Here is a 12,629-nt window from a genome sequence, read left to right as displayed (position 1 = left end):
CCGGTAAGCTTATTAAGAGATTGCGAATTTAGCGCATCCATGGATGTTTTTTTACGAAAGACAGATTCGACCACCAGCGACCGAGCGGACCGCCTGCCCAGGAAATACAGCTCATGATGACAATAAGTCCGAATAGTCCTAAGGTATGATCATCCAGCAGGGGGTTCGTGGAGCCCGTAGGCTGGCCGCCGCCCATGGTTGCCAGCGGCCAGGTTGCGAGCCACATTAAGAAGTATTGTGCTACTCCGCAGACGACGGCCGGCCGGATGGCGATGCCTAAGATCAGGGCGACTCCGATGCCCAACAGACCGAGCATAAACAACCAGTCGACCCATGTCTGGCCCGCTATAGCGTGATAGATTCCCTGCATCGGCCCGACATTTATTCCCGACAGATAGCCCTTCGTCGGAGAACCGCCCCTGATCCAGGCCTTGGCCGGGGCAGTGTGATATCCAAAGCCGAATACCTTATCAATGAATGCCCAAAAAAAGTAAAATCCAATATCAAGACGTAAAAGTAAAAATGCTATTCGCTGGAATCGGTGATCCTTTCTGGTCGCAAGAGGCGGCAGATCGTCGTTATCTACAGCAACGGGATCGTGAAGATTATTGTTTGATGTTCTTTCGGCTGACATTTACTTTACCCCCAGTTTCGTTTTTGTTTTCGTAATACAAAATCGAAATCAGCAAAAGAGTTCCACTCTGAACGCATTGCTCTGGTTAAATGAGTAAAAGTAAAATCATCGACAACATCATGATCAATTACATCGTCATTCTTTACCCCCTTTCTCATTGTTAATAGAGCGCTTACAAAAAGTGATTAACAAATAATTCCGACCACACTTACATAATACATCTTATTTGCTGAAAATAAGATAAAAAATACACCTATTCTCAGAATGTTCAAATATTGGTATGCAAGTATACTGGGAGCTGCTTCAAATAGTCTGTGGATGGATCGACCGTTGTCAGACGTCTATCGATCGCCGGTTTATCGATATTCGTGTCTTTAATTATTTGATCGCCCCGCCGATAAGCGGGATGTATTGATTACATAACCATCTATCTTTCAGGACGCGTCATTTATCGTGAATAGGGTACTTATTTAGAAAAGAATGTTAAATTGATACTGAAAGGAGGGGATCTTTTGCGAGTCGATGTCAGAATCGATCATCATGCCCGATTCCCATATGCAGTGATACACGCGCGGTCGGTCACCGACGAAGTGAACCAGGCAGTCAGAGCCTTGTCTGCCAATCATAATGAGTACATTATGGGGTATGCCGGCGATAGACTGAAACCATTGAATCCTGCTGAAATTATTCGCTTCTTTACGGAAAGTAAAGGCGTTCGGGCTCAGACGGCAGAACAGGTCTGTGAAGTGCGTGAACGATTGTATCAACTAGAAGAATTACTGGATCCGGGCCTATTTATTCGCATTTCCAACAGTGAAATAGTAAATCTGCATATGATCCGGGATCTGGAATTAACTTTTAACGGCACTTATAAAATCAACTTGCAGCATAGTGTCAGCACCTATACTTCACGGCGGTACGTGAACCATTTAAGAAGGAGGCTGGAGCTTTGATGAAGCGAGTGAGTAAGCTGGTTATCAGCGGAATCGTTATCGGCGACTTTATCGGATTTTGGAGCTCACTATTTTTTTCTTTAGTAAACGGAGGTACGCGTTATTATCCATCATCTCCGCACTTTGTCGCACAATTTTCTAATGTTTTGACAGCAACATGGGTATCTGCCTTGTACTGGGCTGCAATCGGTATTGTTTTTAGTGTTGCAAGTATTATTTTTATGAAAGATACGTGGAGCATTACCAGAATGACGGGAACACATTTTCTTGTTGCCTTGATTTGTTTTACCCCTCTGGCTGTGCTGTGCGGCTGGTTTCCGTTGCAGTGGCAGTTTTTACTTGGATTCTTATTTATTTTTATCTGCATTTACATCGTCATGTGGATTATCTTTTTCACTGCTGCCAAAAGAACCGTTAAAGCTATTAACATAAAGCTGAAAAAATAAAAAACGGTCGTCTTAGGGTTGAATGGGCGGGGCGGGAGGATTATGAGAAAATCTCTGTTTAAAACTTCTGCGGTACGGCGGCAGGCCTTGGATTTATACGTCATCATAAATAGAACGTTCAAAAATAACATACAGATGGAGATGATTCAGGAGCATTCCGCTTTATTGCCCGTTATAAAGCCAAATTGGGATGATGGGTTAGTTATGAAACGATCGGCTAAGAGAGCTTGCTATTATTTTAGGCAGCATGGCCTTAAAATTATCATCATTTAGCCCACTGTATACACGGAAAATGCCGGATTAACGGTGAATGATGACGATCCTCCGATTTAACGGTGTGTAAAAATTAGCGGCACCTATAAATGGGGACCCAATATCCGAGATTTTCCGATTGATTTTTAGGACTCTGCCGATCTGCTTCAGATGACCGTTTCCCGCCGGACCTGCTCGATCAGAAAGATGAGATTTTTCTGGATCGCTTTTGAACGATCTTCCAGCTGCAGGATAGCCGCCGATTCGTTTTCCGACAGCTGATAGGCGATCTCCGTGAACTGCAGCTGGATATCCTGAAGAATCCCCAGCGCCGCGTGGTGATAGGCGATCACCGCCTGGTACTGCGTTCCGTTGAATAAAGCGGCTTCGATGTAAGGCTTGAACGCGAGTATCAGGTCGGAGAAATGGCCCTGGACATGATGCAGCAGGCCAAGGACATGCTCCGCGGCGTCCGTCGATCGGCCGAGCGTTTGTTTCGTCCGCAAAAGAAATTCTCTCAGCTGATTGTCCCAGGACAGGAAGGGAATCCGGATCAGATCTGTTTCCCAGGAAAAAGCGGTTAGGCAGGCGTGCGCCGTCTGCAGCTGGTCCAGCACCTCACCGGCCAGCCCGGAGCAGCCGATCAGAATCGGCCGGATCTCTTCGTCTGCCCTTCGGGAAAAAACCTGAAAATTTTGCTCAAACTGCTGCCGGCGAAGGGCCATCCCGTTTCTCAAGTAATTGGACGGTTCCATGGCCCCCTGAAAAGAGGCGTCCGCGTTCGCCGCTGTCTGCGGGATACTGCTGCCGCTGTCAAGCGCCCGGGCAACCGACCGGTCCGCCTGGTCCATGATTTTTCGGACCTGATCCGTCTGATCGCGGAAATTGGCGAGTTGATGGATGAGCTGGGCCGTATTTTTCCCGACCACGCGGTCATGCGCCTTCAATTCATCGACAATCCCGTCAAGAAAGTGCGAGGTCAATCCACGAAAAAGCAGGGGAACGGCCCTTACGCGGAGATTAACCACACGCACCGTCAGATCCTCCGTTTTTAAGGCGAGATCGGCGATCAGGGCCGGAGGCCCGATCAGCGGCACGGTGATTTTCTCCAGCCCGGCAGAGATCGTTTCGAGCATTTTCTCGGTCAGCGGAAGGTTGGCGATCCAGTCCATTTCTTCGAGAATCGCGGCCAGCCGCGGATTGATTTTTTTCAGTTCATCGGCGGCCCGAAAGACCGGTCCGATGCCCCGAACCGAGTAAAGCAGCTGGTTGAACTGATTCTGCAGCGAAACCTGCCGGTCATCCAGACGGGCGCCTTCGCTCGCAACGGTCTGAGCCGAACGGCTGAGATAACCGTCGGCCCGGCGGATACCCGAAAGGATGGGGTTGCTCAGGTCCGAAGCCAGCTTTTCCAGACTGCCCGTATCGATTTTGATCCGCTGCCTTTTGCCCGCCGTCTCCGCCGTCAGCGCTTTCCCCGTCCACAGGTCCGTGACCAGCTGATGATCGGCCATGAACTCAATCTGTCCGAAAGACGGGGTGCCCCGGACGCCGACGGGAACATTTTCCTGCGGGGCGGATGGATCGATGCCGCCCACGTAGCCTGTATGATTGTTTGTTAAAAAAGTCAGCCAGCTGATGCCGAAATCCACGTTGACCTTTGTCCCGGGAATCCGGCTGCCGTACCCGCCGGCCACCTCGCCGAGAGTCAGCGGATCGTAGCCTCCGTCATAATTGGTGATCCGTTTCGCTGCGGCCGAATCCGCCGCCGGCACGGCTACCTTTTCCGGAAGGATCGACGGATCGAGCGTGACCGAACGGACATTGTTTCGGACAGCGACATAATTGGCCAGCCCGCCGCCCAGAGAATTGCCGGCCACGAAATCCACATGGCCGTAGGTCGTTTTCATGCTTTTGTAATAGGCTTCGGCATCCTTGAATTGTTGCGGGGTCCCGCTGCTGAGCACGAGGCCGGCATCGGTGCCGATGTCGGCTGATTGTTGCGGATCGGTGCCCGCGTAGATGATGGAGATGTTGCCGGTCTGGAGATCTTTAACTGTCATGGCATCAAGGCCGGATGGAAGAGAACTGTAGTTTGTGGCCATTATTAGAAAGTGATGATTATTGATTTTAATTTTTCTCTTTTCTTCAGGGTGAAGATAAACGGCATATCCACTAAGCTGTACCAAATCCTGATCATTGGTTCTTATAAAATTGGAATTTACAGTTGTCATTTAGTCACCTTATTTCTCGGGCTCATGAATAATATCTGTCTTCCCCGTTATTGTTCCTTTATGACTTTTCGCAGTTCCTGTTCTTTTTAAAATTTCGTTACTTTGGATGAAAACTCCATAATTTCCGGGGACAATTCCTTTTAATGTCTTAAATTGTCTAATCGTTTCATCGGCAATTCTCTGATCGGGAGAAGCATATTTTTTCCCCATATAGAAAGTCAGTGCAATCTGTACTCCCTCACGATCAAATGGTTGTTGTTGTATTAGTTGCCGAAGTTTCTGTTTTGAGATCTTATGATCATTCATAAAGGCACTATAAGCTTTGGGAAAATCTGAGTCCAGTGTACTTATGTAATAAAAAGGGGTTACATATCCGGAATCCCATGTATTATCAATTGCCTTTTGATTATTTCCGATGACCGGATACTTTTTCACGACAGATTCCGCAAAACGATCCAGATTTTTAAACTCCTTTTCGTAGGCCATCTCATACAGACCGCTTGTAATAGCGCCTTCGACTAACCCCCCATAGGCCCCTACTTCTTCCGTCACCTTTTGACTGGCCAGATCCACACCGACAATCACTGACGTATGGAAATGCGGCTCTCCTTTTGATTCAACATAAGCAACAACTGCGTTGGTCGCACCGACTAAATTGTGCGTCGTGACTTCCAGATGATATTTCTCTTTGAAAAATTTATTAACTTGATCGACGATCTCTTTCTTATGGGTCTTCGCAAACGCTCCTGTCTTCTCGCCGTTCGGCAAAGAATAGCNACGATCTCTTTCTTATGGGTCTTCGCAAACGCTCCTGTCTTCTCGCCGTTCGGCAAAGAATAGCCCTGACCGGCGTAATCCTGAACGGGTATGTATGGAGAAGTGTTTTCGTTTTGTGCCTGTTTCGGATCATTCGCTGTCAATCCGCAGCCCTCCAGCGTTAAACTGATGCCTAAAGCACAGGCCATGCATAACAGCCTGAATCGTTTCCGGTGCATGGGTCCACACTCCTTGTCTATTTTCCAATATGAAAATTCGATTTTTCTTCACAAATTCCTTCCCATTTATGTTAAGTCAATGTGCGTGATCTTTAAATTGGAATAAAAGCCCAATTATTATGTATGACGGATTAATATTATGAACGTTTTAATCCTGCCAAAAGCGTCGGAATCATTTAATGTCTCTGTCGATTTATGGCACGAGTTGATAGAAGGATCAGTCCTCCGTCAAGGAAAATCATACGCACACGGCGCAAATAATTTATAATATATGAAACTGAGTTTTGCTGCGCAGCAAGCGCGACAGTAACCTGAATTGGAGAGAGATAAAATGGCCGATATATTAACCTTTGATTGTTATGGAACCTTAATTGATACATCTGCTTTTTGGAAAGAAATTAAGAAAATTGCTGCGGAATATGGAATTGATCAAACTTTAATGGTCACTACATATGGCAATTTTGAAGAGCGGCTGATGTATGGCGAGGGAATTTTTACCGTTTACAGTGATATTATTTATAAGACTCTGCAATATTGCGAAATGGAACTAGGTGTGGAAAAGTTAACCGGTCAATATGATCGATTAATGACGGTCCATAAAGAACTTTCTCCATTCCCTGAAGTCGCGGATACATTGAAAACTTTGAAATCCAGGGGTTATCAAACATCTATCATGTCAAACTCAGATTGGAATATTATGAGAGATAATTTAAAATCCCTCGATCACAGATTTGATGATGTCTATCTTGCCGAAGATTTACATGCATACAAGCCCCAATTAAATTTTTTTGAACAGGTCCAGAATAAACTATTGAATAATCACCACGTACATATAGCGGCCGGCTTTTGGTGGGATATGGTTCCCGCACAGAGAATGAATTGGAGAAGAATTTGGGTCAATCGTCAGTCTAAAAGGGGGCTTCAAAATTGCATGCCGTACAGGGAAGTCAAGAAGTTGAACGAAATATTAAATTATTTATGAGCATGCAGTCACTTCGCAGTAGGGTTACTGTAATACGTAAATAACCGATGCTCTAACGCTTTCATGACAACTTAAGAAAATTACAATTTAAGTTCTATCATCAGAATTGTCTTTTTGATCTTGTCCAACTAAAAGCGATTAGAAAAGGTTTTCGGCAATGAATTTAAGATGTGTATAAATGGACTAAATAATAGATCTGAGAAATTGTGATGTACTGATTAAGAAGATCAGCCCTCTGCCGGGTAAAATCATATGAACGACATACAAAAATTTTATAATAATATATGAAACAGAGTTTTGCTGTATGCTGGGGAAATTAACTATTCCCATGCTTTTGTCAGGTGGTTTTGTTTATGAAAACAGACAGACTGTTAGGCATGACCGTATATTTGCTGAATCATGGCAAGACAAATGCAAAAAGTCTTTCTCAAAAATTCAGCGTCTCCGTCAGGACAGTCCAGCGTGATATTGATTGTCTGTGTGCGGCGGGAATACCCATTTGCTCGACATATGGAGCAAACGGCGGATATGAGATTTTAGACAGTTTCCGAATGACGCGCCAGGTGGCCGGACAGCAGGACTATTCCTTCATTATGACTGCGCTGAAAGGATTGGCAACAGCCTTTGATGACCCGGGAATCCGTACCACGCTTGAAAAAATAACTGCGACGTCTCCATTTATCAATCTGGAGAGCGGCTTTCTGCTGGATTTTGGCACGCTAAGAGAGAATGAAGAGGTTGTCCGGCGTTTGAAAATATTGAATGAAGCGATTAGAAAGAAGCGCGTGGTCCGTTTTAATTATGCGAATGCCTCCGGCGGGGCATCAATCCCGGAAGTTGAACCGATAGCACTAGCCTATAAATGGTATTCATGGTATCTGCTCGGCTATTCTTCCGATCGAAAGGATTACAGACTTTATAAGGTGATCCGAATGGATCAGGTTCATCTGACGGAACTGCCGGTCGTCCATCGTCATCCATCGGCAAATCGTATTTTGAATCGTCATGATCAAAATGACGGAAGAAAATATATTGACATTCGTATTCGATGCAAGTCCGAGGTACGAACGCGTGCAATTGAATATCTCAACGGCATTGTCGAAAAGGAGCTTGAAAACGGGGATTTTATTATGAAGCTGCATCTGCCGGAAAACGAACAGCTATGGTTCGGCACCCTGCTTTCGCTTGGGAAGCTTGTACAAGTGATTGAGCCTGCATTTTTGAAAGAGCGGCTCCGCCGGTGTTGTAAAGAAATATTGAATCTCTATGAGCATCTATGACACTCTGGTGTCGTCATTGTTCTGTTATCCTGTTTTACGGGGGAGATGAACAAACAATGAAAAGCGTTTATGAGGTATGTCCTGTATATCGGACAGAGAGAATGACATTAAGACAAACCATGCCTGAAGATGCTGAAGAACTGCTCAAATGTTACTCTGATGAACAATCACTGCCTTTTTTCAACGCAGATAACTGTCCTGACAACTTTTACTATACGTCCATTGAGCAGATGAAAAGTGAAATTAAATTCTGGAGAGATGCCTACGCGAATAAAGGCTGGGTGCGCTGGACAGTCATTCTGAACGATACCTGTGATAAAGTCGGCACGGTAGAGATGTTTCATCGGCCTGTTCCTTCAAGAATCGGCTCACACGGTGTGCTGCGCATTGACTTAAGAAGTGACTGCGAAAACCGGGAAATCATCCGGAATGTATTAGCGATTGCGCAGGCCCATTTTTATCGGGATTTCGATGTCAATTCTATCGTTACAAAGGCTTTTCCAAACGCCGATGAACGGAATGATGTGTTAAAACAGTCGGGCTATAAGCCGCTTCCCTTTGAAATTGAAAATTATCTTGGGAGAAAGGAATAATCAAGTCTTGTTTGCACGGATTCGATTCCGGCCGCTGATTTATCGATCGGGTAGATGCAGCTTATCGGTCACGCCGGTTTATCGACCGTTGCCGAGGGTTTATCGGTCATTACTGCTAATTTATCGGTCACCAGGCGCAGTTTATCGGTCGCCAGGCGCAGCTTATCGGTCGTCGCCAGGGCTTTATCGGTCTATCCTAGCGAATTTGGTAATGGCCGCCGGCCGCCGGCTGATTTTTAAACTGAACCTGAGCAAATCCTGCCAGAATGGCCCTTTTCATTATTATGTTATATCAAATAAAAGTGACACTTGTGTCACTTTTATTTATACTAAATATAACGCCTTTTATTTATGAAAGGGGAGTGAAAATATTGCCGAAAAATATCCTGCATCATTTTCCGTTCAATCATCGTCCCTATATTTTTTTGCTGTTCGCACAGGCGATATCCAATCTCGGGGATTTTTTATACCTCATCGCTTTGTATACGGTTATTGGTGAAAGATGGAGCCTAACGCCTGCGGTTGCGACGGTGACTCTGCTTTGTATGGTCGTTCCGAATATCATTTTCGGCTTTTTTGCCGGAAATGTATCCGACAAGTTGATCGAACGAAAAAAAGTGATGGTGGCCGCCGATATTGTCCGTTGTTTTATTGTTTTCAGTGTTATATTGACGAGCGAACTGTGGCAGTTATTTTCTCTGATCATCTTAGAGAACGTGGCTGCGTCTTTTTTCGAACCGGCAAAAAGCGGAAAGTTAAAAGAAATCGTCGATAATACATCGATACAGCAGGCTGTTTCCTACAGTGAAATGGTCAATAATGCGGCCAAAATAGTCGGGCCGATTCTTGGCGGGATATTGGTTTCGTGGATCGGTTCCGCGTGGATTTTTATATTGGATGCGCTGTCTTTTATTTTGTCCGCTCTTTTGCTGACGGGGCTTCCAAAGCAGGTCTCAAATGACGTCAGAACGTCCTTAAGAAAAACAGACAAAAAGGATATTGCTGCCGTTTTAAGAAACTTTTTTTCCGGATTATCGTTGATTAGACGATCCAAACATATTTTTATGGGGTTATTGATCGTGAGTGCCGTCATGCTCGTCCTGCAGATTTCCGATTCCCAGGCGATCATCTTACTGAGCCGTATACCGAGCTATTCAGCGAATCTATTTGGACTGTGTCTGGCCGGAAGCGGTTTCGGAATGCTTATTTCTTCATTTATTCTGGGCCGTAAAAAATCCGGCGAAAAATTCATCACATTGTTAGTAAGCCCGATCCTGTTGGGCGGCGGCTTGATCTTATCAGGCCTGCTGCTGCATCTGCCCGGCGTCCTCATTTATCTGCTCTATCCCGTTATTTTTTTTATTTGCGGTTTTTCATTTAGTATGGCGGTGATCCCATTTAATGTGTTGACGCAGAAAAATATAACCGTTGACCATACCGGCACTGTTTTTGGTACCATTAACAGTGTGGTGAATGCGGCGATCATTACAGGGATTGCGATCGGAGGGATCATGGCTCAATTTCTCGGGGTCGTTCCTACTTTTTTGACGTCCGGGATCGCCCTGATTGTCATGAGTATGGTGAACATTGCGTTAAAGAAATTGATATTTGGAGGCGTCGGCATTGCCCAAAGTGACAAGAGAACATTTTGATCGTCGAAAAGACGAGATTTTGCATGCCGCTTTAACGATTTTTAAAGAAAAAGGTTTTGAATTAACGACTATGACGGATATAATTAATGCAACACAATTAAGCAGGGGCGGAGTCTATCGTTATTTTTCGAGCACGGAGGAGATCATGCGCGAATATTTGAGGAGAGATATGGCCTCTGAAATCAATGATGTTAAAGATTTAGCGGCGAAGCATGACACGGCCTGGGATGCGGTGATGGAATACATAAAGGATATAGAACAAAATCTTGATGACAGGACAGGAATGGTCATCTATGAATATTTTTTATCAGGATGGAGAAATAGCAGAAGAAAAAAGTTTTTAATCGACCGCTATCAAAAAGGCAAAGCATCATTGCTCTATCTGTTTGAAGCAGGAACAAAAACCGGGGAGTTTACCCCGCTTCAACCATTGGATACGATCGTAAGTTTTTCAATCAATGTTTTTGACGGCCTGTTCCTCGAGGCACAGCTTTCCGGGAAAAGCAGTGTGGATGCGACGGGGCAGCTGAAGGCTTTAATTTTTTATTTTCAGCATGTTCTGAGGGTCAGGCCAAGAAACTAGCCGCAATACTTTTTGAAGTATCGGGTATTTTCGGAGAACGGATTTAGTACGCCCTGAAAGCTGAGATGGCAAAATGTAAAAGAATGTCCTTCTGCGGCTTACAAAAAGGTGATCTAAAGCCTTGCTTTCTTATAATCAATGGTATTCATACTCAGGCTTTTCACTTTTTTACAGGCTTTAAATGGTTTATAATTATTAGCTGATAGCAGTAAGATTGTGACAGGCTTATCATTGGGAAAGGTGTATCCACGGGTGGCGTCTTGTTTTTCGCGGCGTCTAAGGAGAAGCACCTGCTCTTTTTGGCAAATATTGGGGATAAGGAAGGTAATCATGAGCAGCGAACAGAAAAAAACAGACGTCATCTTAATCGGAGCCGGAATCATGAGCGCGACTTTGGGATCATTGCTGAAAGAGTTGGCTCCTGAGTGGAAAATCAAAGTGTTTGAAAAACTCGCAAACGCGGGAAAAGAAAGTTCTAACGAATGGAACAATGCGGGGACGGGCCATTCCGCGCTGTGCGAGCTTAACTATACACCCGAAAAATCGGACGGGTCTATTGATATCAGCAAAGCAATAAGCATTAATGAACGGTTTCAGCTTTCAAGACAGTTCTGGTCCTACCTTATAAACAGCCATTTGATCGATCATCCACAGGATTTTATTATGCCGATCCCCCATATGAGTCTGGTCGAAGGAGAAAAAAATGTATCTTTTTTGAAAAAACGTTTTAAAGCGCTATCAAAAAATCCGCTGTTCAAGGGAATGGAATTTTCCGACGATCCTGAAACATTGAAGCAATGGATCCCTCTTATTATGGAAGGCCGCACATCGAATGAACCGATGGCGGCAACAAGGATCAATTTAGGGACGGATGTCAACTTCGGCGCCTTAACACGCATGTTGTTTGAGCATTTAAAGAGTCAAAATGTCGAGATCAATTACGGGCATCGTGTGCAGGATATTCACCGAACCGGCGACGGCCAGTGGGAGGTGAAAGTGCTGGATCCTGCCGGCGGTAAGATCGAATATCATAAGGCAAAATTTGTCTTTATCGGCGGCGGGGGCGGAAGTCTGCCCTTACTGCAGAGGAGCGGCATTCCCGAGTCAAAGCATATTGGCGGATTTCCGGTAAGCGGCCTATTCATGGTGTGCAATAATCCGGAAGTCATCGCCCGGCATCAGGCGAAGGTATACGGCAAAGCGAAGATCGGCGCTCCGCCTATGTCTGTTCCGCATCTGGATACCCGCTATATCGACAATAAAAAAACATTGCTGTTTGGACCGTTCGCCGGCTTCTCGCCGAAGTTTTTAAAAACCGGTTCGCTGTTTGATCTGTTAAAATCCATAAAAACCCATAATCTGGTAACGATGCTGGCGGCCGGTTTAAAGAATGTTCCGTTGACCAGGTACCTGATCCAGCAGATTTTGTTATCGAAAGAACAGCGTATGGGAGCATTGCGCGAGTTCATTCCCAGCGCTAAAAACGAAGATTGGGATCTGGTGACGGCGGGCCAGCGTGTGCAGGTTATCAAAGATACGGATCGCGGCGGCCGGGGAACGCTTCAGTTCGGTACGGAAGTCGTCAGTGCCGCCGACGGCTCGATAGCCGCCCTGCTTGGCGCTTCTCCGGGCGCTTCGACCGCCGTTTATGTCATGCTTCAGGTTCTGGAAGAGTGCTTCCCGCAGCAAATGAAGGAATGGGAACCGAAAATAAAAGAGATGATTCCCTCCTATGGCGTGTCGCTCTCGGAAAATCCGGAGCTTTTCCAGAAAATTCATGACACAACGGCACAGACGCTTGGCATAGGCTAAGAAGATCCGATCCGTCGTCCTCTTTGTTTCCGCAGTGAAGCAATGAATCAGACGGTGGAAAAAGAGATCATATAAAAAAATGAGCAGAGGCTGTCTCAAAAGCCCTGTTAAAACTCAAGAACCGGAGAGAAAATTTGTAAAAAAATTTCTCTCCGGTTCTTCTTTGCGTGAAAATGAGGGGCTCCTTCCTGGGTGAAATCCCTTCGGACTTTC

13 protein-coding genes are annotated in these 12,629 nt (G+C 45.4%); 9 read left to right on the top strand and 4 right to left on the bottom strand.

Annotated elements, in window-relative coordinates; all coding sequences use genetic code 11:
* Window positions 1–28 precede the first annotated feature (28 nt).
* A complete protein-coding gene (locus OYT88_RS18820) occupies window positions 29–634 on the bottom strand; it encodes a hypothetical protein (RefSeq protein ID WP_274401903.1) in 606 nt (201 codons plus the stop codon).
* A 512-nt stretch (window positions 635–1,146) separates the two neighbouring features.
* Here OYT88_RS18820 and OYT88_RS18815 point away from each other — a divergent pair.
* Both OYT88_RS18815 and OYT88_RS18810 read left to right on the top strand, forming a co-directional pair.
* Window positions 1,147–1,587 (top strand): LytTR family DNA-binding domain-containing protein, encoded by a 441-nt coding sequence (locus OYT88_RS18815; RefSeq protein ID WP_274401902.1) that lies wholly within the window; start codon window positions 1,147–1,149, stop codon window positions 1,585–1,587.
* Window positions 1,587–2,033, top strand: coding sequence for a DUF3021 domain-containing protein (locus OYT88_RS18810; protein WP_274401944.1), 447 nt, complete (start codon window positions 1,587–1,589; stop codon window positions 2,031–2,033). The genes OYT88_RS18815 and OYT88_RS18810 overlap by 1 nt, the downstream gene beginning before the upstream one ends.
* 419 nt (window positions 2,034–2,452) lie before the next feature.
* Here OYT88_RS18810 and OYT88_RS18805 read toward each other — a convergent pair whose 3' ends face one another.
* Genes OYT88_RS18805 through OYT88_RS21035 form a run of 3 tightly spaced genes read right to left on the bottom strand, consistent with a single transcriptional unit; the run spans window position 2,453 to window position 5,484 of the window.
* Window positions 2,453–4,519, bottom strand: a complete 2,067-nt coding sequence (locus tag OYT88_RS18805; protein WP_274401901.1) for an SA1320 family protein — start codon at window positions 4,517–4,519, stop codon at window positions 2,453–2,455.
* Window positions 4,520–4,528: 9 nt separating this feature from the next.
* The gene (locus OYT88_RS18800) at window positions 4,529–5,287 is read right to left on the bottom strand and encodes a DUF1672 family protein (protein ID WP_274401900.1); all 759 of its coding nucleotides are present in this window, start codon (window positions 5,285–5,287) and stop codon (window positions 4,529–4,531) included.
* A complete protein-coding gene (locus OYT88_RS21035; RefSeq protein ID WP_443217546.1) occupies window positions 5,170–5,484 on the bottom strand; it encodes a DUF1672 family protein in 315 nt (104 codons plus the stop codon). The genes OYT88_RS18800 and OYT88_RS21035 overlap by 118 nt, the downstream gene beginning before the upstream one ends.
* 361 nt (window positions 5,485–5,845) lie before the next feature.
* On the opposite strand from OYT88_RS21035, the gene OYT88_RS18795 reads away from it, so the two are divergent.
* The 7 genes from OYT88_RS18795 to OYT88_RS18765 all read left to right on the top strand — a co-directional run bounded on the left by OYT88_RS18795 (window position 5,846) and on the right by OYT88_RS18765 (window position 12,416).
* The gene (locus tag OYT88_RS18795) at window positions 5,846–6,496 is read left to right on the top strand and encodes an HAD family hydrolase (protein ID WP_274401899.1); all 651 of its coding nucleotides are present in this window, start codon (window positions 5,846–5,848) and stop codon (window positions 6,494–6,496) included.
* A gap of 353 nt (window positions 6,497–6,849) precedes the next feature.
* Entirely contained in the window at window positions 6,850–7,776 is a 927-nt protein-coding gene (locus OYT88_RS18790) for a helix-turn-helix transcriptional regulator (RefSeq protein WP_274401898.1), read from the top strand.
* 56 nt (window positions 7,777–7,832) lie between these two features.
* Window positions 7,833–8,369: a GNAT family N-acetyltransferase gene (locus OYT88_RS18785; RefSeq protein ID WP_274401897.1), complete on the top strand. Its 537-nt coding sequence runs from the start codon at window positions 7,833–7,835 to the stop codon at window positions 8,367–8,369.
* Between the two features lie 54 nt (window positions 8,370–8,423).
* Window positions 8,424–8,609, top strand: coding sequence for a hypothetical protein (locus OYT88_RS18780; protein WP_274401896.1), 186 nt, complete (start codon window positions 8,424–8,426; stop codon window positions 8,607–8,609).
* A 131-nt stretch (window positions 8,610–8,740) separates the two neighbouring features.
* Window positions 8,741–10,021 carry an MFS transporter gene (locus OYT88_RS18775; protein WP_274401895.1) on the top strand — a complete coding sequence of 427 codons (1,281 nt, stop codon included), beginning with the start codon at window positions 8,741–8,743 and terminating at the stop codon, window positions 10,019–10,021.
* Window positions 10,002–10,604, top strand: coding sequence for a TetR/AcrR family transcriptional regulator (locus OYT88_RS18770; protein WP_274401943.1), 603 nt, complete (start codon window positions 10,002–10,004; stop codon window positions 10,602–10,604). The genes OYT88_RS18775 and OYT88_RS18770 overlap by 20 nt, the downstream gene beginning before the upstream one ends.
* 327 nt (window positions 10,605–10,931) lie before the next feature.
* Window positions 10,932–12,416, top strand: a complete 1,485-nt coding sequence (locus tag OYT88_RS18765; protein ID WP_274401942.1) for a malate:quinone oxidoreductase — start codon at window positions 10,932–10,934, stop codon at window positions 12,414–12,416.
* The last annotated feature ends 213 nt before the right edge of the window (window positions 12,417–12,629 follow it).

This window comes from Sporolactobacillus sp. CQH2019 (genome assembly GCF_028765345.1).
Classification (GTDB): Bacteria; Bacillota; Bacilli; order Bacillales; family Sporolactobacillaceae; genus Sporolactobacillus.
This window is presented reverse-complemented; position numbering and strand designations above follow the sequence as displayed.